Annotated in this window: 18 protein-coding genes; 11 read left to right on the forward strand and 7 right to left on the reverse strand. The window is 74.5% G+C overall.

Annotated features, from left to right (window positions below; all coding sequences use genetic code 11):
• Positions 1–7: 7 nt before the first annotated feature.
• Positions 8–838, reverse strand: coding sequence for a TIGR03089 family protein (locus ACFTZA_RS08925; RefSeq protein ID WP_378192981.1), 831 nt, complete (start codon positions 836–838; stop codon positions 8–10).
• Positions 839–996: 158 nt separating this feature from the next.
• Here ACFTZA_RS08925 and ACFTZA_RS08930 point away from each other — a divergent pair, with 158 nt between their 5' ends.
• From ACFTZA_RS08930 to ACFTZA_RS08940, 3 genes are all read left to right on the forward strand, one after another.
• Complete coding sequence (locus ACFTZA_RS08930) at positions 997–1326, forward strand: WhiB family transcriptional regulator (protein WP_378192983.1); 330 nt, start codon at positions 997–999, stop codon at positions 1324–1326.
• 70 nt (positions 1327–1396) lie between these two features.
• Positions 1397–4813 (forward strand): glycosyltransferase, encoded by a 3417-nt coding sequence (locus ACFTZA_RS08935; RefSeq protein ID WP_378192985.1) that lies wholly within the window; start codon positions 1397–1399, stop codon positions 4811–4813.
• A 119-nt stretch (positions 4814–4932) separates the two neighbouring features.
• Positions 4933–6540, forward strand: coding sequence for a DUF5719 family protein (locus tag ACFTZA_RS08940; protein ID WP_378192987.1), 1608 nt, complete (start codon positions 4933–4935; stop codon positions 6538–6540).
• A gap of 10 nt (positions 6541–6550) precedes the next feature.
• Here ACFTZA_RS08940 and ACFTZA_RS08945 read toward each other — a convergent pair whose 3' ends face one another.
• Complete coding sequence (locus ACFTZA_RS08945; protein ID WP_378192989.1) at positions 6551–6865, reverse strand: metallopeptidase family protein; 315 nt, start codon at positions 6863–6865, stop codon at positions 6551–6553.
• Between the two features lie 356 nt (positions 6866–7221).
• Here ACFTZA_RS08945 and ACFTZA_RS08950 point away from each other — a divergent pair, with 356 nt between their 5' ends.
• Positions 7222–7578: a DUF3499 domain-containing protein gene (locus tag ACFTZA_RS08950; protein ID WP_378192991.1), complete on the forward strand. Its 357-nt coding sequence runs from the start codon at positions 7222–7224 to the stop codon at positions 7576–7578.
• A 4-nt stretch (positions 7579–7582) separates the two neighbouring features.
• Here the strand turns inward: ACFTZA_RS08950 and ACFTZA_RS08955 are convergent, their stop codons facing one another.
• Positions 7583–8200, reverse strand: coding sequence for a dTDP-4-dehydrorhamnose 3,5-epimerase family protein (locus ACFTZA_RS08955; RefSeq protein ID WP_378192993.1), 618 nt, complete (start codon positions 8198–8200; stop codon positions 7583–7585).
• Between the two features lie 101 nt (positions 8201–8301).
• Between ACFTZA_RS08955 and rfbD the strand changes: the two genes are divergently transcribed.
• Complete coding sequence (rfbD, locus tag ACFTZA_RS08960; RefSeq protein WP_378192995.1) at positions 8302–9201, forward strand: dTDP-4-dehydrorhamnose reductase; 900 nt, start codon at positions 8302–8304, stop codon at positions 9199–9201.
• Here the strand turns inward: rfbD and rfbA are convergent.
• Positions 9174–10037 (reverse strand): glucose-1-phosphate thymidylyltransferase RfbA, encoded by an 864-nt coding sequence (gene rfbA, locus ACFTZA_RS08965; protein ID WP_378192997.1) that lies wholly within the window; start codon positions 10035–10037, stop codon positions 9174–9176. The two genes, rfbD and rfbA, sit on opposite strands and share 28 nt — an antisense overlap.
• Positions 10038–10170: 133 nt before the next feature.
• Between rfbA and rfbB the strand changes: the two genes are divergently transcribed.
• Genes rfbB through ACFTZA_RS08980 form a run of 3 tightly spaced genes read left to right on the forward strand, consistent with a single transcriptional unit; the run spans position 10171 to position 12920 of the window.
• Positions 10171–11166 (forward strand): dTDP-glucose 4,6-dehydratase, encoded by a 996-nt coding sequence (gene rfbB / locus ACFTZA_RS08970; RefSeq protein WP_378192999.1) that lies wholly within the window; start codon positions 10171–10173, stop codon positions 11164–11166.
• Between the two features lie 54 nt (positions 11167–11220).
• Positions 11221–12735 carry a phosphomannomutase/phosphoglucomutase gene (locus ACFTZA_RS08975; RefSeq protein ID WP_378193001.1) on the forward strand — a complete coding sequence of 505 codons (1515 nt, stop codon included), beginning with the start codon at positions 11221–11223 and terminating at the stop codon, positions 12733–12735.
• Positions 12732–12920 carry a Trm112 family protein gene (locus ACFTZA_RS08980; protein WP_378193003.1) on the forward strand — a complete coding sequence of 63 codons (189 nt, stop codon included), beginning with the start codon at positions 12732–12734 and terminating at the stop codon, positions 12918–12920. Before ACFTZA_RS08975 ends, ACFTZA_RS08980 begins: the two co-directional genes overlap by 4 nt.
• Before the next feature lie 175 nt (positions 12921–13095).
• On the opposite strand, the gene ACFTZA_RS08985 is transcribed toward ACFTZA_RS08980, so the two are convergent.
• The 3 genes from ACFTZA_RS08985 to ACFTZA_RS08995 form a co-directional block, all read right to left on the reverse strand.
• On the reverse strand, positions 13096–14046 hold the full coding sequence (locus ACFTZA_RS08985) for a glycine betaine ABC transporter substrate-binding protein (RefSeq protein ID WP_378193005.1): 951 nt from the start codon (positions 14044–14046) through the stop codon (positions 13096–13098).
• 108 nt (positions 14047–14154) lie between these two features.
• A complete protein-coding gene (locus tag ACFTZA_RS08990; protein ID WP_378193007.1) occupies positions 14155–15024 on the reverse strand; it encodes an ABC transporter permease in 870 nt (289 codons plus the stop codon).
• The gene (locus ACFTZA_RS08995; RefSeq protein ID WP_378193009.1) at positions 15021–16394 is read right to left on the reverse strand and encodes a glycine betaine/L-proline ABC transporter ATP-binding protein; all 1374 of its coding nucleotides are present in this window, start codon (positions 16392–16394) and stop codon (positions 15021–15023) included. The genes ACFTZA_RS08990 and ACFTZA_RS08995 overlap by 4 nt, the downstream gene beginning before the upstream one ends.
• Positions 16395–16980: 586 nt before the next feature.
• On the opposite strand from ACFTZA_RS08995, the gene ahcY reads away from it, so the two are divergent.
• The 3 genes from ahcY (at position 16981) to ACFTZA_RS09010 (ending at position 20903) form a co-directional block, all read left to right on the forward strand.
• A complete protein-coding gene (gene ahcY / locus ACFTZA_RS09000) occupies positions 16981–18561 on the forward strand; it encodes an adenosylhomocysteinase (protein WP_378193011.1) in 1581 nt (526 codons plus the stop codon).
• 94 nt (positions 18562–18655) lie between these two features.
• The gene (locus tag ACFTZA_RS09005; protein ID WP_378193013.1) at positions 18656–20173 is read left to right on the forward strand and encodes a sensor histidine kinase; all 1518 of its coding nucleotides are present in this window, start codon (positions 18656–18658) and stop codon (positions 20171–20173) included.
• Between the two features lie 70 nt (positions 20174–20243).
• Positions 20244–20903 (forward strand): response regulator transcription factor, encoded by a 660-nt coding sequence (locus ACFTZA_RS09010; protein WP_378193015.1) that lies wholly within the window; start codon positions 20244–20246, stop codon positions 20901–20903.
• Positions 20904–20956: the final 53 nt, after the last annotated feature.

Below are 20956 nucleotides of genomic sequence, written 5' to 3' on the forward strand. Positions count from 1 at the left end.
CCACCTCCTATCGGAGGGCGTCCGTGACGCGCTCCGTCTCCGTGATCCGGCGGAGCGCCGTGTCGTCGGCGTCCAGCTCGGCGGTACGCCGGGCCGAGAGCAGGACGACGGAGCCGTCCGCGGCGAGCACGCCGAGGACCGTGAGCAGCACCTCGGCGCTGCTCGCGGTCCCACGGACGAGAGCACGCGCACCCGCGAGGGCAGCGGTGTCGAGGTAGGCGGTCCGCACGAGGTCGCCGTGGAGGAGCGCGCCGTCGGCACGGTCGCCCTGGACGGCGGCGACGCCCGGCTCCGGCGTCGGAGCCCAGCTGAGCTGGTCGCCGTAGGTCATCACACCCGACGCCGCGTCCACGGCCCCGGGCGGGAGCTCGCCGTCGAACCGTCGGGCGAGCGCCGGGAGCGCCACCGCGACGATCTCGCTCGCCGCGCCCGACCAGGAGGCGGGGCGCGCCGTGACCACCACGTCCGCTTTGCCCGTCCCGTGTTCTTTCACGATATCTGCACCGTCCGCGGCGTCTGTGCTGATAAGAATGGCGGTCGCTCCCGTCCGCCATACGGCGAGAGCCCAGACGACGGTGCGCCAATGAGGCGGGAGATCGAGGGTCACGTGCGTTCCCGGGCCGGTGTCGAATTCCTCGACGAGGAGATTGGTGACCTTGTTCACCCAGTTCTCCAGCACGGCACCGGAGAGCTCGACGCGCTCACCGTCGTCGCCGTACCAGGTCAGGCGCGGGCGACCGGGGTCGCGCGTGACGAGGCGCAGCAGGCCCTCCACGTCGGTCACGACGGGCGTGGAAGGGTTTCCATGAGAGTTTTTGGCGTCCTGGCTATTCGACATGCGCACGAGTCTATGCAGTGCGACAATCCGTCAGCCTGCGCGAATAACTTTCACCCTCAACCATGTCCGGGCTATCACAATCCGGCTTGACTCTGCGGGACGACACGCGTGTAATTTCCCCATTGCAGTTTCTCGCGAACGGCATAAAGGGGCGCACGATGTGGAACATGCTTGACGGGGTGGGCAGGGACTTCCCCACGGATGCAGGACGAGAGGTGGAGCGGGTGGCACCGGTGCTCCCGCTCTTCGGCGAGCCGCTGGAGGACTCGCTCATGGGGTGGCAGGAGCGCGCGCTGTGCGCTCAGACCGACCCCGAGGCGTTCTTCCCGGAGAAGGGCGGCTCGACCCGCGAGGCCAAGAAGGTCTGCACGGGCTGCGACGTCCGCGCGGAGTGCCTGGAGTACGCGCTGGAGAACGACGAGCGCTTCGGCATCTGGGGCGGCCTGTCCGAGCGTGAGCGGCGCAAGCTCAAGCGCCAGGTCGTCTGACGGAGCGCGCCACACCGGTGGAGCTCAAATCCCGGGTCGGGCGAGATCTGGGGCGCATCATCGACAGGCCATGACTTCTTCGGACCTCAGCATCACGCGCGCGACCTCCGCCTGGACGGCGCAGGTCCCTGCGCGCACCGGCGCGGCGACGGCGGGACTCGCGCCGCGACCGGCCGTGGGCCCTTCGACGACGCCCGACGTGGTCTCCTCCGTCACGGGTGCGCTCCCCGTGGTCGTGAGCGTGACGGCGGTCGTCGTCACCCGGGGCGCGTCCCCCTACCTGCGTCGGACGCTCGCCGCGCTCCGCGAGCAGACGTCCGCTCCCGACGCCGTCGTCGTCGTCGACGCGGACAGCGGCGTGACGACGGGGCAGTACCCGGACCTGCAGCTCGGTGACGCCCGGTTCCTCGCCGCCCCCCGGGCGCGCTCGTTCGGCGACGCGGTGGACGCCGTCCTCTCGCAGGTCGAGGCCGGGACGTGGCTGTGGCTCCTGCACGACGACTCCGCTCCCGCCCCGGACGCGCTGGCGGAGCTGCTCCGCTCCGTCGAGCACTCGAGCGCCGTCGCGGTGGCCGGCCCCAAGCAGGAGCGCTGGGAGGTCGGTGCCGAGGACGAGCCGCGCGACCCCTTCGAGCCGGGGACCGCGGGCCGGCTCGTCGAGGTCGGCGTGACGACCACGCCGCTCGGCCGGCGGATGACCGGCATCGACGACGACGAGATCGACCAGGGGCAGCACGACGCGCGCGACGACGTGCTCGCCGTGGGCCTCGCCGGAGCGCTCGTGCGCCGCGCGGTGTGGCAGGAGCTCGGCGGGACCGACCCGGAGTACGGGCCGTTCGGCGACGGCCTCGACCTGTGCCGCAGGGCCCGGCTCGCCGGCCACCGCGTGATCGTCGTCCCGACGGCCGTCGTCCGCCACGTCCAGGCGTCGCTCCTCGGGCTCCGTGAGGGGCCGGGGCGCAGGGGGAGCGGTGCGCAGCCGGACGTCGAGACGTCGTACGTCGCACGCCGGCACGCGCAGCTGCACGCGCGGCTCACCGGCGTGGCGGGGCCGTGGGTCCCGTTCGTCGCAGTCGCGATGCTCGTCGGCGCCCCGTTCCACGCGATGTACCGCCTGCTGGTCAAGCAGCCGCGGCTTGCGCGCGACGAGCTCGTCGCCCCGCTGTGGTCTCTCGTGCGGGTCGGTCCGGTGCTCCGCGCCCGGCGTGCCGCACGCCGCACCCGTCGGCTGCCCCGACGCGCGCTGCGCCCGCTGCGGGGGACGTGGCGGCAGGTGCTCGCGGAGCGGCGCGACCGCCGCCTCGCGCGCGCGGAGCTGCGTCGGACGGCGTGGGCCCCGACCGACATCGAGCGCCGCGAGCTGCGGGCGATCGCGCTGCGTCGTCGCGCCGGTCTCGCCGCCACGGCGCTGACGCTGCTGGCGTTCACCGCGGTCGTCTTCGGCCCGCTCGTCGGCGTGCTGCTCGGGGGCGGTCGCCTCGTGGGCGGCGGCCTCCTCCCGGCAGGGAGCACCGTCGGCGACGTGTGGCGCGCCGCCACCACGGGGTGGGTCACGTCGGGTCTCGGCTCGCCCGCTCCCGCCGACCCCTTCGTCTCCGTGCTGCTCCCCGGCGCCCTGCTCGTGGGCGGTTCCGCGCAGACGGCGGTCAACGTCCTGGTGCCCGCGTGCTTCCTCGCCGCCGGGCTGGGCGCGTGGTTCGCGGCGGGGGCGATCACGCGTTCGGTCGTGCTGCGCGCGTGGGCGACGCTCGTCTGGGCCGGCGCCCCGGTGCTCCTCGCGGCGGTCGGCTCGGGTCGCGTGGGCGCGGTCCTCGCGCACGCGGCGCTGCCGTGGACCGCGCTCGCGGTGGCGCGCGCGCTCGGGCTCCAGCGGGTCGACGCCGTCGCCCCCGCGACGGCAGAGCCGCCCGCGGCGGACCCGGCGGCCCCGCAGCGCCTGACCGGCACGCCTCGGCCGGTGCGGACCGAGAGCGGGTCTCTCGTCGCCGCGGCGACCGCCGGGCTCCTGTTCGCCGTCGTGGTGGCCGGGGCGCCGGTCCTCCTGCCGGCCGGAGCCGTCGTCCTCCTCGTGGTCGCGGTCTCGGTCCGCCGGCACCGGCGCTACCTCGCCCTGGTGCCGCTGCCCGCGGTCGCCGTCTTCGCCCCCTTCCTGGTGCACGTCGCACGGACCTGGGGCGACGGCGGGTGGCGGCTGCTGCTGGCCGACCCGGGCGCCCCCGTGGCGTCCTCGCCGGCCGAGCCCTGGCAGCTGCTGCTCGGCGCGCCGGTCGCGCCGGCGGCGTGGTTCGGGCTCGACGGCGGTGGGGCGCTCGACCTGGTCGCACGGTGGGCGCCGCTGCTGACCGGCTGCCTGCTCGGCGTCCTCGCGGTCGTCGGCGTGCTGCGGGGCCGCCGGCTCGCGGCCGGCGCGTGGTTCGTCGCCGCGGCCGGGCTGGCCGCTGCCGTCCTCGCCGGCGCGACGACGATCGCCGTCGCCGCGGAGCCTGTCACCGGGTGGCCCGGGGCCGGCGTCTCCCTGGTCCTGCTCGCCCTCCTCGGTGGCGCGCTCGCAGGCGTCCCCGCGGTGCCGCGCGGTGGTGCCGCCCCCTGGCGCACCGGGTGCGTGATCGCGCTCGCGGTCGTCGTCACGCTCGGGCCGGTCGGTGCCGTGGCGTCGTGGACGGCCGGCGTGCTGGACCGGCAGGACGCCCGGGTGGGCGCGCTCGCGGCGACCGCCGAGCCCGTGGTGCCGCCGGTCGGACGGCAGATGCAGACCTCGCCCGCGCAGTCGCGTGTCCTCAGCCTCGAGCCGACGGACGGCGGCGCCGTGGAGTACGCGGCGCTGCGCTCCGACGGGCCGCAGGCGGTCGACTCGTCCGTCGTCGTGCACCGGTCGCAGGCGGACGACCCGGCGGCCGGCCAGGGCGGGCTGCCGCAGGTCGTCGCCGACCTGACCGCAGGGACGTCCGACGACGTCGCGGCACGCCTGGCGCGCCTCGGCGTCGGCGCGGTGCTGCTCCCGGCATCGGTCCCGGACGACCGGGTCCGGGCGGAGCTGGTCGCGCGGCTCGACATGGTGCCCGGCCTCGAGCGGATGACCGAGGGCAAGGCCGGCCTGACGTGGCGCGTCGCGGGCGACGGCGTGGAGCCGGCGTACGCGCGGATCGAGACGCCGGACGGGCAGGCCCGGACGCTCGACGCCGACCGAGGTGCTCTGCGCCCTGTCGACGTCCGCGTCGACGACGGGACCCAGGGGCGCGTCGTCGTGCTCGCGGAGAACGCGGCCCCGGGGTGGCGCGCGACGCTGGACGGCCGCGCGCTCGAGCCCGTCGCCCCCGAGGCGACCGGCGGCCTGCAGGCCTTCGAGCTGGGCGCCGAGGGCGGACACCTGGCGGTCTACCACGCCGCCGACCACCGGTCGGTGTGGATGACGGTCGCCGGTGCGGTCCTGCTCGTGTTCGTGCTGCTCGCGGTGCCGGTCCGGCGCCGGCGCCCGGTGGCGAGGTGACGGAGAGGGTGGACGACGTGACGGGCGAGGCTCGACGTGAGGCGCGGCGACGAGCGGCGGCGGCAGGACGGTCGCGACGTGGCTCCGGCGACGGGCGCCGGGTCCTGCGACGTGTCGCGGTGACGAGCGCCGGCGTGGTGGGCGTCGTGGCGGTCGGCGCGGTGGCCGCGTTCGGCGGCGACGCGGTCGGCCGCCTGCCGCAGCAGCAGGTCGTGGACCCGGTCCAGCAGGTCACCGTCACGCCGGCGCAGGACGTCGTCGTCTGCCCGGGCCCTGCCCGGCTGACCGACCCGGAGGCGGTGGGCGACGCGCAGTTCGGCCCCGCCCCCGTCGGCACCACGAGCACGCTGCGTGTCGCGGTCGGGAGCGCCGGAGCGGCGTCGCTCGGCGCGCTGGACGGCAGCGGGGCGCGGGACCTGACGCCGGCGCCCGCACCGGACGGCCTGGCGACGATCGACGTGGAGGGTCCGACGGCCGGTTCCGTCGTGACGGTGCGCCCGGGCGAGGGCGACCCTCCCCGCGTCGCCGCCGCCGTCGGCTCGGTGACGACCGCCGGTGACCTGCGCGGCCTCGCCGCGGCGAGCTGTGACCGGCCTGGCGTGAGCCAGTGGCTCGTCGGCGGGAGCACGGAGATCGGCAGCAGCGCGCAGCTCGTGCTCCAGAACCCGGGCGACACGCCCGCCACGGTCCAGGTCACCGTGTGGGGTCCCGACGGCAGGGCGGTGCTCGCGGGCGGCGGCCAGCAGCTCGTCGGCCCGGGTACGGAGGTCGTGCGGCTCGTCGAGGCGTCGGCGCCCGAGCAGCGTCGCATGGTGGTCCGCGTCGAGTCGTCGGGCGGCCTGGTCTCCGCGTACCTCCAGCAGAACACGCTCGACGGGCTCGTCCCCCTCGGGGTCGACTACGTCGTGCCCGGCGCCGAGCCCGCGCACGACCTCGTCGTCGCGGGGGTACCGAGCGCCGGCGAGGCGGTCGACGACCCGCACGCACCCCGGCTGCGGCTCCTCGCGCCGGGCGACGAGCCCGGGTCCGCACGCGTGGCGGTGTACGGTCCCGACGGGCCCGTGACGCTGCGCGGGCTCGAGGACGTCACGCTGCGGCCGGGCGTCGTCACCGACGTCCCGCTCGGCGGCCTGCCGGCCGGGAGCTACGGCGTCGCCGTCCACGCGGACGTCCCGGTCGTGGCCGGGGCGTCGACGGACCGGCGCGGGGAGCCGGACCCCGACCTGCTCCACGAGGAGCGCCAGTACGACCGGGCGTGGATCGCGGCGACGCCGCTGCGCCCGGCGGAGAGCGCACGCGCCGGCCAGGTGGCGCTGGTCCCGGGGACGACGGCGAGCCTCTCGCTGGCCGCGGTCCCCGTCACGGCGGACGAGGAGGACCCGACGGGGACGCTCGTGCTGGCCGTGTCGGCCTACGCCGGCGACGGTTCGCTCCTCGGGGAGAGCCCCGTGACGGTCGAGGCGGGGACCGCGACGACCCTCGACCCCGCGTCGCTCGTCCCCGACGGCGCGGACCAGGCGCCCGCCGTCGTCACGGTTGACGTGGAGGAGGCCGACGACGGTCTCGCCGCCTCCTGGACGGTGCTCCTGGCGGCCGGCCCCACGAGCGGCGACGAGGGCGACACGGCACCGAGCCTCGTCTCCGTGCTGCTCCCCGTCACCGACGGCTCGGTCGCGCGCGAGGTCGGGGTGCGCGCCTCGGACACCGCCGGGCTCGGCGGCCGCTGAGCCGCCTCCGTCAGCGCTCGTCGCCGTAGCGCGGGTCGATCTCCTCGGGCGACCGCGCGAGCAGGTGGGCGACCTGCTCCACGACGACGTCGTGCACGAGGTCCTCGAGGTCCTCGCGGTCCACGGCGCGCGCCTCGACCGGTCGCCGGTACACCACGACACGCGCGGGCCCGCCCGAGTCGGCGGGGAAGGTACGCCCGAGCGGCACGCCCCCGTCCTCCCACGGTGCCGGGTCCGACGGCGGCACGTCCTCGACCGCGAACTCCGTGCCCCGCAGCTGCTTGGCCCACCGCCGCTCCACGTGCTCGACGGCGTCCAGGACCACCTCGTCGAACCTCTCGGCCCGCGTCCGGTTGGCCGGTGCGGACGGCGGCAGGAGAGGGCCTCGGATACCCCGGCCGCGGCGGTCGCGACGACGCGGCGCGGGCTCGCCCTCGCTGCCCGGACCCGGCGCCCTCGGCGGGATCACCGGCACGTCGAGCGGCGACACCGGTTCGACGGCGCGCTGCGCCCTGCGGCCGGCCGGACGGTCACGAGGTCGCCGGCCACGGCCGGGCTCGGGCCGGGACCCGGGGAAGGAGAAGCCACGCACACGACGACTCTAGACTCCCGCCGCGGGAGCGCGCTGCGCATCGGCGTGTGCCGCCGTGGCGGGGCCGGCGGAGGGCGTAGGGTCACCCCGTGAGATCCGTCAGGCAGTGCTCGCGCACGGCGTGCGTCCGTGCGGCCGTCGCGACCCTCACCTACGTGTACGCGGACTCGACCGCGGTCCTGGGCCCTCTCGCGCACCTCGCGGAGCCCCACAGCTACGACCTGTGCGCCGAGCACGCCGAGCGGCTGACCGCACCGCGTGGGTGGGAGGTGGTCCGTCTCTCGCCGCACTTCGTCGAGACCGGGCCGAGCGACGACGACCTCTCCGCGCTCGCGGACGCGGTGCGTCAGGCCGGCAGGCCCCGCGCGCTCCCCGAGCCGGCCGACGTCACCGAGGTGGGGCGCCGCGGACACCTGCGCGTGCTGCGCGCCGAGGGAGAGTCCTGAGCCGTCAGGACCTGAGCGTCGCGAGGTAGGCGGCCACCGCGTCGGCCCGCGGCAGCGACCCGGCCGCGCACGCCTCGGACAGCGACGGCGCCGCCGCGTCCCTGGGCGAGAAGAGCGGGGTCAACGGTTCCCCGCCCGGCCCGTGCGCGGGCCAGGCGACCCCGATCTCGGGGTCGGTCGGGTCGACCGCGTGCTCCCGCTCGGGGGCGTAGCCGGCGGAGCACAGGTAGACGACCGTCGAGCCGTCCTCGAGGGACATGAAGGCGTGCCCCAGGCCCTCGGAGAGGAAGACAGCGCGCCGGTCGTGGGCGTCGAGGAGGACGGAGTCCCAGGTGCCGAAGGTCGGGGAGCCGACGCGCAGGTCGACGACCACGTCGAGGACGGAGCCGGTGGTGCACGTCACGTACTTCGCCTGGCCCGGCGGGACGTCGGCGTAGTGGATGCCGCGCACGACTCCCGCCCGGGACACCGAAGCGTTCGCCTGGGCGAGGACGAGGTCGCGCCCGGTCGCGTCCCGGAGCGCTTCCGCCGTGAACCACTCGAGGAACGTCCCCCGGTCGTCCGGGTGCAGGCGAGGGGTGAGCTCCCACGCGCCGTCGATCCTCAGTGCGCGGACGTCCATGCTGCTCCTTCGGCACGGGTGGCGAGCGACCTCGCGGCGGGCTCGGGTGGAAGGATGTCGCCATCGTCCAGGACCGGGCGCGGCGGAGGAAGGAGCGGGCGGTGGCACGCTGGGTGGTGACCGGAGCCGAGGGGATGCTCGGCGTCGACCTCGTGGCGAGGCTGCGCGCCGACGGGCACGAGGTCGCCGCGCTCGGGCGCTCCCGGCTGGACGTGACCGACGCGGACGCCGTCGACGCGGCGCTCGAGGCCGCCGACGTCGTGGTCAACGCGGCGGCGTACACGGCCGTGGACGCCGCGGAGGACGACGAGGCGACGGCCTTCGCGGTCAACGCCGTCGGGGCCCAGCACGTCGCCCAGGCCGCCGCCCGGCGAGGCGCCCGGCTCGTGCACGTCTCGACGGACTACGTGATGGACGACGGCGGGGCGGGTGCGCTCGCTCCCCACGCCGAGGGGACGCTGCTCGCACCCCGCTCGGCCTACGGCCGGACGAAGGCGGCGGGGGAGTGGGCGACCCGGTCGGAGCATCCCGGGGCGCTCGTCGTGCGGACGGCGTGGCTCTACGGGGCCCACGGCTCGTGCTTCCCGCGAACCATCGCTACGTACGCGGCGCAGCGCGACGTGCTCGACGTCGTCGACGACCAGACGGGGCAGCCCACGTGGACCGTCGACCTCGCGGACCTCGTGGTGCGGCTCGTCGAGGCCGAGGTCGCTCCCGGGGTCTACCACGGGACGTCCGAGGGCGCCGCGACGTGGTACGAGCTGGCGCAGGAGGTGGTCGCCTCCGCCGGACGGGACCCCGCGATGGTGCGCCCCACGACGAGCGGCGCCCTCGCTCGCCCGGCTCCGCGTCCGTCGTGGTCCGTGCTCGGCCACGACGCCACCCGTGCGGCAGGCGTCGCGCCGATCGGCGACTGGCGCACCCGGTGGCGTGCGGCGGCCCCGCGCGTCCTGAGCGGGCTCCCGTCGGTGCGTCATCCGTCGAGCAGCGACAGCAGGTAGGCGCCGTACCCGGACGGCACCAGCGCCTCGGCGCGGTCGCGCAGCTCGTCGTCGGAGAGCAGGCCTCGGCGCCACGCCACCTCCTCCGGCGCCCCGATCTTCAACCCCTGCCGGTGCTCGATCGTGCGCACGTAGTCGCTCGCGTCCAGCAGCGATCCCACGGTCCCGGTGTCGAGCCACGCGGTGCCGCGCGGCAGCACCTCGACGTGCAGCCGGCCCTCGTCCATGTAGTGCCGGTTCACGTCGGAGATCTCGTACTCGCCCCGCGCGGACGGGCGCAGGCTCCGGGCGACGTCGACGACGTCCGCCGAGTAGAAGTACAGCCCCGGGATCGCGTAGCGGCTCCGAGGAGCGGCCGGCTTCTCCTCGATGCTCAGCGCACGGCCCGAGTCGTCGATCTCGACGACGCCGTACGCGGTGGGGTCGGCGACGCGGTAGGCGAACACCGCGCCGCCGTCGACGTCCGCGAACCGCTGGAGCCGGTCCCCGAGACCGGGGCCGTAGAAGATGTTGTCGCCGAGGACGAGCGCGGCAGCGTCGCCGTCGAGGAAGTCGGCGCCGAGGACGAACGCCTGCGCGAGGCCGTTGGGCTCGTCCTGCACGGCGTACGTGAGGGAGATGCCGAACTGCGACCCGTCGCCGAGCAGCCGGTGGAACGCGTCGGCGTCGTGCGGCGTCGTGATCACGAGCACGTCCCGCATGCCGGCGAGCAGCAGGGTCGACAGCGGGTAGTAGATCATCGGCTTGTCGTAGACGGGCAGGAGCTGCTTGCTCACGCCGATCGTGATCGGGTGCAGCCGCGTGCCTGCGCCACCGGCGAGGATGATCCCTTTCACACCGGTCAGGCTCTCACGGCCGACTGCGCCCACGACGGGTGAAATCGGGCCGACGGGCACCGGCGCGCGGCTTCGCCGGACCTAGACTCGCGGCGACGGAACGGTGTTTCGACGAGGCCCCGAGGAGGTCGACGTGCGGGTCCTGGTGACGGGCGGCGCGGGTTTCATCGGGTCGGCCTTCGTCCGCTCGACCGTGGCCGAGCGCCCGGACGTGGAGGTCGTCGTGCTCGACGCGCTCACGTACGCCGCCTCCACGTCCTCCCTCGACCCGGTGCGCGACCAGGTGGAGCTGCACGTCGGAGACGTCGCGGACGCCGCGCTCGTGGACCGTCTCGTCGGCGCGTGCGACCTGGTCGTCCACTTCGCCGCCGAGTCGCACAACGACAACTCGCTCGCCGACCCGTCCCCGTTCGTCCGGACCAACGTGCTCGGGACGTTCACCCTCCTCGAGGCCGTCCGCCGGCACGGCGTCCGCCTCCACCACGTGTCGACGGACGAGGTCTACGGAGACCTCGACCTCGACGACCCCGAGCGGTTCACCGAGGCGACGCCCTACAACCCGTCGTCGCCGTACTCCTCGACCAAGGCCTCGAGCGACCTGCTCGTACGGGCCTGGGTGCGCTCGTTCGGGGTCTCGGCGACGATCTCGAACTGCTCGAACAACTACGGGCCGTACCAGCACGTCGAGAAGTTCATCCCGCGACAGGTCACCACCCTGATCGACGGCGGCCGGCCGAAGCTCTACGGCACCGGCGCCAACGTGCGCGACTGGATCCACGTCGACGACCACAACGCGGCCGTGTGGACCATCGTCGAGCGCGGTGTCCCCGGCGAGGTGTACCTCGTCGGTGCGGACGGCGAGCGGTCGAACCGCGACGTCGTGCGGGAGCTCCTCGCGATCTTCGGCCGTGACGAGGACGACTACGACCTCGTCACGGACCGCGCCGGGCACGACCTGCGGTATGCGATCGACGCGAGGCGTCTGCGCACGGAGCTCGGCTGGACGCCGAGGTACGCGGGGTTCCGCGCAGGGCTGGAGCAGACCGTCGAGTGGTACCGGGCGAACGAGCAGTGGTGGCGGCCGGCGAAGGCCACGACGGAGGCCCGCTACGCCGCCGCCGGCCAGTAGCGCGCGGCGTCGGCACAGCCGTCGGCGTGCGACGTCGGGCGATACGCTGCCTCGGTGAGCAGCGACCTGTCCCACCTCATCAAGGCCTACGACGTCCGCGGCACGGTCCCGGACCAGCTGAACCCGGAGGTGGCGCGGGCCATCGGCGCGGCGTTCGCCAGCGCGGTCGTGCTGCCGGAGGCACCGGGCGCGACGGGTGACGTGCCGGCGCGGCCGCGCGCCGTCGTCGGGCACGACATGCGCGACTCGGGGCCGGCGCTGGTCGACGCGTTCGCCGAGGGCCTCACGGACGCGGGCGTGGACGTCACGCGCATCGGGCTGTGCTCGACGGACGGGCTCTACCACGCGTCGGGGGTGCTCGGGGTGCCCGGGGCGATGTTCACGGCGAGCCACAACCCGGCCGCGTACAACGGCATCAAGCTGTGCCGTGCGGGCGCGCGCCCGGTCGGGCAGGACTCGGGACTGGCCGACGTCCGGCGCACGGCCGAGGCGTACCTCGACGACGGTCTCCCGGCCCCGGCGGAGCCCGCGGGGACGACGAGCGACCACGACATGCTCGCCGACTACGCCGCGTTCCTGCGCAGCCTGGTGGACCTCGCGGGCATCCGTCCGCTCAAGGTCGTGGTCGACGCGGGGAACGGCATGGGCGGGCACACGGTGCCGGCGGTGCTGGGCACGGGCGCGGGGCTGCCGGCGCTCCCGCTCGACGTCGTGCCGCTCTACTTCGAGCTCGACGGCACGTTTCCGAACCACGAGGCGAACCCGCTCGACCCGGAGAACCTGCGCGACCTGCAGGCGGCCGTGGTCGAGCACGACGCCGACCTGGGGCTCGCGTTCGACGGCGACGCGGACCGCTGCTTCGTCGTGGACGAGCACGGCGACCCGGTGTCGCCGTCGGCGATCACGGCGCTCGTGGGGCTGCGCGAGGTCGGCAAGGAGCTCGAGAAGGACGGCGGCTCACCGCCTGTCGTCATCCACAACCTCATCACGTCGCGCGCGGTCTCCGACTTCCTGGGCGCCGCCGGGGCGCGCACCGTGCGCACCCGCGTGGGGCACTCGTTCATCAAGGCGCAGATGGCCCAGCACGACGCCGTGTTCGGGGGCGAGCACAGCGCCCACTACTACTTCCGCGACTTCTTCTTCGCGGACACGGGCATGCTCGCGGCGATGCACGTGCTCGCGGCGCTCGGCTCGCAGCCGCACCCGCTGTCGGCGGTCGCGGAGATGTACGAGCCGTACGTGGCGTCCGGCGAGATCAACTCGACCGTCGCCGACGTCCCCGCGGCCCGCGCCCGCGTCGTCGAGGCGTACGTGACGCAGGAGGGCGCGGGCCCCGTCGAGGTGGACGAGCTGGACGGGCTGACCGTCTCGCACTGGGACTCCCACCCGCAGTGGTGGTTCAACCTGCGCGCGTCGAACACCGAGCCGCTGCTGCGGCTGAACGTGGAGGCGGCGGACCAGGACATCATGGAGAAGGTGCGCGACGACGTGCTGTCGCTCGTGCGCGCGACGGGCCCGGCGCCCGGCACGGCCACCCCCGGTACCCCGACCGACGAGGAGCGAGCATGACCCTGCAGATCGACCCCTGGGTGCGCGAGGCGCTGCGCTGCCCCGTCACGGGCGCGACGCTCGTCGACGGCACGGGCCCGGGCGGCGAGCCGGAGCTGCGCTCGACCGACCCCGACCGCCCGCTCGCGTACCCCGTGCGCGACGGCATCCCCGTGCTGCTCGAGGACGACGCGCGGCCGCTCTGACGGGTCCGGCGCCCTCGCGTCGACCACCCGCCCGTCCCGGCACGCACGAAGGCCGGCTCCCCGCAGGGAGCCGGCCTTCGCCGTCGGGCACCGTGCGGTGCCCTGGTGGCTGCGGCGAACCGATGGACCGCAGCCGCACGAGCGGCGCGCCGGACCGGGCGCCGCCGCTCGCGGGTCAGACGCCCGCGGCCTCCTTGAGGTCCTCGACGAACGTCGGGTTCTCCTCGAGCCAGGCGTCCACGGCGGCCTGCTCGTCCGCGTACTCGTCGGAGTTGAACATCATGTTCTCGAGCGAGAACAGCTGCTCGTCGTCCAGCTCGAACGCGCCGATGAGCTTGGTCAGCGTCGGGTAGCGCTCCTCGAAGTCGGAGGTGCCCCAGACGTGGATCTCCTCGGCGTCGCCGAGCGCGCCCTCGGGGTCCTCGAGGTCACGGATGGGGAACTCGTCGTAGGCCCAGTGCGGGCGCCACAGCGTCACGGCGACGTTCTCGCCGGCGTCGGTCGCGCCCTTGAGCTCGGCGAGCATCGCCGGCGTCGACGAGATGGAGTAGTCCATGCCCTCCAGGCCGTAGGTCGGGATGACCTCCTCCTGGGTGATCTTCGTGAGACCGGCACCGGCCTCGATGCCGACGAGCTTGTTGCCGTACTCGTCGGCCATCTCGGCGAGGTCCTCGAGCGACTGGGCGGGGGAGTCCTCGTTGACGGCGATGGTGAGCTTGGCGTCGTCGTACCAGTAGCCGAGATCGGTGACCTCCTCGCCGTACTCCTCGAGGTAGGAGGCGTGGGTGTAGGGCAGCCAGACGTCGAAGGTGACGTCGAAGTCGCCGCCGGCGAGGCCGGTGTAGATGACGCCGACGTCGGCGGTCTGCGAGTCGACGGTGTAGCCCTCGTCCTCCAGGATCGCGGTCCACAGGTGGGAGACGGCGATGCCCTCGTCCCAGCCGGACGGGATGCCGATCGAGATCTCGGTCTCGTCCTCGGTCGCGGCGGCCGACTCGTCGCCGGTCTCGCCGGTGTCGGTGTCGGAGGCGCAGGCGCTCAGGCCGAGGCCGAGGGCCAGCGTGGCCGCGACGACGGCGCCGCGGCGCGTGCGGGCGGTGCGGGTGGTGGTGCGTGCGGGGATCATGGGTTCCTTCCTGGGGCCCGGGGGCAGGCCCGGTGGGTGGTGCCCGGCGGCGGTGCGCCGGGCGGGGTGTCGGGCGCGGTGGCCCGTCCGTTCAGTGGTGCGTCGGGCTCAGTCGCGCGTCGCGGCGAGGGCCCGGGAGACGGGGGCGCGCTCGCCGAGGGCCGAGGTGACGCGGTCGAGGAACATCGCGAGGATGACGACGGCGATCCCTGCCTCGAAGCCGAGCGCGACGTCCACGCGCTGGAGGGCGGCGACGACGTCCTCGCCCAGCCCGCCGGAGCCGACGAGGCCCGCGAGGACGACCATCGACAGGGCGAGCATGATGACCTGATTGACGCCGGCCATGATCGTCGGCAGGGCGAGGGGGAGCTGGATCTGGCGCAGGATGCGCCCAGGGGTCGAGCCGAAGGCCTTGCCGGCCTCGACCACCTCCTTGTCGACCTGGCGGATGCCGAGCTCGGTGAACCGCACGCCGGGGGCGAGGGCGAACACGATGGTCGCGATGATCCCGGGCACGGGGCCGGTGAGGAAGATGACGACCGTCGGGATGAGGTAGACGAACGCCGGCATGGTCTGCATGAAGTCGAGGACCGGGCGCACGACCCGCGAGACGTTGTCGTTCCGGGCCGCCCAGATGCCGAGCGGGATCGCGATCACGAGGGCGATGAGGGTGGCGACGAGCACCAGCGCGAGGGTCTCCATCGCGGCGCCCCACATGTTGACGCCGGCGATGACGACGAACCCGGCGAGCGACCCGACGGCGAGCTTCCAGCCCTTGGCCAGGAGAGCGAGCGCGGCGAGCACGATCGCGACGACCCAGAAGGGCGGGCTGGTGAGGATCGTCTCGAGGAGCTCGTAGACGCCGCCGAGGACGTCCTTGATGAGGTCGAACACGATCCGGAAGGTCGCGGTGATCCAGTCGATGAACGCCTCGACCCAGTGGCCGAGGGGGATACGGGGGACGAGGGTGTCGGTCATGCCGCACCTCCCTCGGTCGAGGTCCCGTCGTGGTCGGTGGCGACCCCGTCCGTGGTGCCGTCCGAGGTGCCGGCCGACGTGCCGGTCGCCGACAGGTCGATCTCGCCGGTGCGGGGCTGGTCGCCGGGCACCATGGCCTCGAGCAGCGTGACGCGGGGCACGACACCGACGAGACGACCCGCCTCGTCGGTGACCGCCACGGGCAGGGGAGACTCCGCGGCGGGCGCGAAGATCTCGGCGAGGGGCGTCTCGGGCGAGACGGGCGTGACGCCGTCGCGCACGATCCCCTCGAGCGACTCCTTGCCCGCCTTGATCGCCGCGACGGCGTCGTCGTCGCGCACGACGCCCTGGAGGCGGCGCTGGCGGTCGACGACGTACGCGGCCGACACCTGCGCCTCGCGCATGGTGCGGCTGGCCTGGCGCGGCCCGCCGCCCATCGGCACGACGACGGCGGGGCGGACCATGACCGACGAGGCGGTCAGGACGCGCGTCCGGTCGACGTCGGCGACGAACTGGGCCACGTAGTCGTTCGCGGGGTCGGACAGGATCTGCTCGGCGGTGCCGATCTGGACGATGCGGCCGTCGCGCATCACGGCGATGCGGTCGCCGAGGTGCATGGCCTCGTTGAGGTCGTGCGTGATGAACACGATCGTCTTGCCGAGCGTCTGCTGGAGCTCGAGGAGCTGCTCCTGCATCTCGCGGCGGATCAGCGGGTCGAGCGCGCTGAACGCCTCGTCCATGAGCAGCACGTCGGTGTCGGCGGCGAGCGCGCGGGCGAGGCCCACGCGCTGGCGCATGCCGCCGGACAGCTGCGACGGCAGGGAGTCCTCCCAGCCGCCGAGCCCGACCAGCTCGAGGGCGCGCTGTGCCTTCTCGCGGCGCTCGGCCTTGCCGACGCCCTGGATCTCCAGCGGGTACGCGGCGTTGTCGCGCACCGTGCGGTGCGGCAGGAGCGCGAAGTGCTGGAACACCATGCTCACGCGCTGGCGCCGGAGCTCGCGCATCTCCTTCGCGTCGACGGCCGCGAGGTCGGCGTCGCCGAGGAGGACGTGCCCGGACGTGGGCTTCCACAGGCCGTTGAGCATGCGGATGAGCGTCGACTTGCCGGAGCCCGACAGGCCCATGACGACGAAGATCTCGCCCTGCTTCACGTCGAAGCTCGCGTCGATCACCGCGGCGGTGCCGAGCGTCTTCACGTCGTCGCGGGAGGCGCCCTGCTCGAGGCGCCGGACGGCGTCGAGCGGCTTGCGGCCGAAGACCTTGTAGACGTCGCGGACCGAGAGCGCGGTCCCGCGCTCGGTCTGCCCGGCGCCGTCGGCGCCGTCGGGGCCGGCGGTGTCCGCCGGCCGGGATGTGCTGAGTGCAGTCATGCGGTGGGTGTCGCCACCTTCCGTCCGTGGACCAGCGGCGCACCGCCGTGCGGGCAGACGCCACCCCGGTCCGGGGGCCGTCGACGGCGGTGAGACCGAGGTCCCGCGGCGCGGGGACGGCGGCCAGGGGGCTGCACGTCCAGCGGGCACCCGGGACGGGTACCGGGCGGGACCTCACACTGATCCGATCTCCATCGGTTCGCCCAGCACCTTGCAGCAAGCGAGGGGAAATTTCTACCGAGGACCCCGCACGGAGGGCCGATTCCAGGACGATTCTTGACCCAAAATCGTTGAAACCGCAAGCGTCGGGACGGATCGGCGATCGTTACGGCTTCGTGACATTGAAAGGGTCAAGAGATCGTGTTATCGCGCGCGCACGCGCGTTCCTCTCCTTCACCCGTTCCCGTCCCTCGGCTGCTCACGTCCGCCACCCGGTCCTGGCCGGTGGCGGGTGATCCCCGCGTGCGGCCGGCGGGGCCGTCCACCGTGCTCGGTAGGCTGGGGTGGTGGCCGGTACGCCGGCCCGACGGCGCGGACGGGAGCCCCCAGCGCGACAACCGTGAGCACCCACAGCACAGGAGGACCCATGTCCACGACGGCGCCAGCCCCCACTCTCGGGACCCCCGGGTTCGACGAGGTCCCCGGCCGCTACAAGGTCCGCGACCTCTCCCTCGCCCCTGCCGGACGCCACCAGATCCGTCTCGCCGAGCACGAGATGCCGGGGCTCATGGCGCTGCGCGCCGAGTACGGCGCGTCCCAGCCGCTCGCCGGCGCGCGCATCGCCGGTTCCCTGCACATGACGGTCCAGACGGCGGTGCTCATCGAGACGCTCGTCGCGCTGGGCGCGCAGGTGCGCTGGGCGAGCTGCAACATCTTCTCGACGCAGGACGAGGCCGCGGCGGCGATCGTCGTCGGCCCCGACGGCACGCCCGACGACCCCCGCGGCGTCCCGGTGTTCGCCTGGAAGGGCGAGAGCCTCGAGGAGTACTGGGACTGCACGGAGCAGATCCTCGTCTGGCCGGGCGCGGACGGGACGGACGACGACCGGCCGGCCGGTCCGAACCTGATCCTCGACGACGGCGGCGACGCGACGATGCTCGTCCACCTCGGACTGCAGTACGAGCGCGCGGGCGTCGTGCCGCCGGACACGCTGCCTGGCGAGCCCGACCACACGCACGAGATGAACGTCGTCCGCGCCGTGCTGCGCCGCGCCCTCGAGGCCGACCCGCTGCGCTGGACCACGGTCGCGCAGGGCATCCGCGGCGTCACCGAGGAGACGACGACGGGTGTGCACCGGCTCTACCAGCTCGCGGAGAACGGCGAGCTGCTCTTCCCGGCGATCAACGTCAACGACTCGGTCACCAAGAGCAAGTTCGACAACAAGTACGGCATCCGCCACTCCCTGCCCGACGGCATCAACCGCGCGACCGACGTGCTCATCGGCGGCAAGGTCGCGTTCGTCGCGGGCTACGGCGACGTCGGCAAGGGCGCGGCCGAGGCCTTCCGCGGCCAGGGCGCGCGCGTCATCGTGTCCGAGGTCGACCCGATCTGCGCGCTGCAGGCGGCGATGGACGGCTACCAGGTCGCGCGCCTCGAGGACGTCGTGGGGGAGGCCGACTTCTTCATCACGACCACCGGCAACAAGGACGTCGTCCGCGCCGAGCACATGGCCGCGATGAAGGACAAGGCCGTCGTCGGGAACATCGGCCACTTCGACAACGAGATCGACATGGCCGGCCTCGCGGACCTGCCGGGGGTCGTGCGCACCGAGATCAAGCCCCAGGTCCACGAGTGGACCTTCCCGGCCGGCGCCGGACCGGACGGCGTCGAGCGCGGCGAGCGGTCGATCATCGTGCTGTCCGAGGGGCGCCTGCTCAACCTCGGCAACGCGACGGGGCACCCGTCGTTCGTCATGAGCAACTCGTTCTCCAACCAGGTGATCGGCCAGATCGAGCTGCACACGGACGCGACGACCGCGGTGGCCGAGAACCGCGACCGCGCGTACGGCCAGCAGGTGTACCGCCTGCCGAAGGTGCTCGACGAGAAGGTCGCGCGCCTGCACCTCGACGCCCTCGGCGTGCGGCTCACGGAGCTGTCCCCGTCGCAGGCGGACTACCTCGGCGTGCCCGTCGAAGGACCGTTCAAGCCCGAGCACTACCGGTACTGACGACCAGGCGCCGCACCGTACGGGGGAGGCCCCCCGTACGGTGCGGCGGACCGCACCCTGGCGGGGCCCGTCGGGCCGCCCGGAGACTGGCACCATGACTGCCGTGACCCCTGACCAGCCGAGCCTCGCCGGCCCGGGCGGCGCCGCGCCGTCGGGCACGAGCACCGCGGAGGGCGCACCCGCCCGCCCGGTGCCCGACGTCGCGTCGTCCGGCGTCCCCGGCTCGCGGCCCGACCCGCGGTCCGTCGCGCACCGCACGCCGGTCTCGTTCGCGCGCGCGCCGTTCGCGGGCGCCACGTGGCGCGAGTACGGGTACCTGTGGCTCGCGCTCCTCCTCGCGCCGTTCGGGTTCACGTACGCGGTGTTCACCGTCTCGTTCACGGGCGGGATCCTCGCGACCGTCGTCGGCCTCGTGGTCTCGAGCGCGCTCGTCCTCGGTGGCCGCGGCTGGGGCGCGATGTACCGGTCGATGGCGCGGTCGATGCTCGCGACGGACGTGCTCGCCCCGGCGCCGTACGTCCGGCCGCGCGGGTTCTGGCGCACGCTGTGGTCCGGCCTCGGGGACGGGACCGGCTGGCGCGCCCTGGCGTTCCTCGTCGTCACCTTCCCGCTCGCGCTCGTGTCCTTCGTCGTCAGCACGGTCTTCCTCGCGGTGGGCCTCGGCGGCACGACGCACTGGGTCTGGTCGCGCTGGCTGCCGCTGCAGCAGGCGGGCGACGGCACGTGGCACCGCGGCGCCTCGTTCGGCACCGACTGGTACGTCGACACCCCGGTGCGCCAGCTCGGCCTCGTGCTCGTCGGTGCGCTGTTCCTGTGGGTGTGGCCGCACGTGACGCACGGCTTCGCGGTCCTGTTCCGGGCACTCACCGTGGCGCTGCTCGCCCCGACGCTCGCCAGCCTGCGCGTCGCCGACCTCGAGGAGTCGCGCGGGCGCACCGTCGAGGACGCCGACGCGAAGCTCCGCCGCATCGAGCGCGACCTGCACGACGGGACGCAGGCGCGGCTCGTCGCCGTGGCGATGCAGCTCGGCGAGGCGAAGGAGATGCTCGCGACCGACGGCGCCCGGGGCGCGGCGGGGGAGGAGCGGGCCGACGCCCTCGCCCTGGTGGACCAGGCGCACGCGTCGACGAAGGAGGCGCTCGTGGAGCTGCGCGAGCTCGCGCGCGGCATCCACCCGCCCGCGCTCGACAACGGCCTCGCCCTCGCGCTCGAGACGCTCGCCGCACGGTCGCCCCTGCCCGTCACCGTCGACGTCGACCCCGCCGTGGAGTCCTCGGGCCGCCTCGCTCCCGCGGTGGAGACCATCGCGTACTTCTGCGTCGCCGAGCTCGTGACCAACGCGGTCAAGCACGCCCGGGCGACGGGCGTCTACGTGCTCGTCGAGCGGCAGGGCGCCGGGACGGGCCGCGGCGGGCGCGGCGACCGGGTGCGCGTGCGCGTGCGCGACGACGGCCAGGGCGGCGCGCGCGTCGTCGAGCCAGGCCCGGACGGTCACCGCACCGGGCTCGCCGGGCTCGCCGAGCGCGTCCGGTCGGTCGACGGGACGTTCGAGCTGTCGAGCCCCGTCGGCGGCCCGACGGTCGTCACCGTGCTGCTGCCCACCCGCGTGTGACGCCCGTGCGAGGATGACGCCGACCACCCCCGGAGCACCGCCACGACCAGCAGCCCCTGAAGGAGACCGCGTGCGGCTCGTCATCGCCGAGGACTCGGCCATCCTGCGCGACGGGCTGGTCGCGCTCGTCACGCGCCGCGGCCACGAGGTCGTCGCCGCGACGGGCGACGGCGACGCGCTCGTCACCGAGGTCGGCCGGCTCGCCGCCGCCGACGCGCTGCCCGACGTCGCGGTCGTCGACATCCGCATGCCCCCCACCTTCACCGACGAGGGCCTGCGCGCCGCGCTCGCGCTGCGGGCCGCGCACCCGGACCTCGGGGTGCTGCTCTTCTCCCAGTACGTCGAGACGAGGTTCGCGAGCGAGCTGCTCACGGGCGGTGCGCGCGGCGTCGGCTACCTGCTCAAGGACCGGGTCGCCGACGTGGCCGAGTTCGTGGACGCGCTGACCCGCATCGCCGCGGGGCAGACGGTGCTCGACCCGGAGGTCGTGAGCCAGCTCATGGGCGCCTCGCGCGCCGACGACGGTCTCGCGCGCCTCACGCCGCGCGAGACCGAGGTGCTCGAGCTCATGGCGCAGGGCAGGTCGAACTCGGCGATCGCCGAGACGCTCTTCCTGTCCTACGGCGCGGTGGAGAAGAACGTCACGTCCATCTTCGGCAAGCTCGGGCTCCCGCCCGACTCCGGCGACCACCGGCGCGTGCTCGCCGTGCTGCGCTACCTCAAGGCCTGACGCCGGCGCGCCCGCCGGGACGGGGGAGAACCCCCGTGACGTCGGGCGGCGAG

Source organism: Cellulosimicrobium sp. NPDC057127 (genome assembly GCF_042670945.1).
Taxonomy (GTDB): Bacteria; Actinomycetota; Actinomycetes; order Actinomycetales; family Cellulomonadaceae; genus Cellulosimicrobium.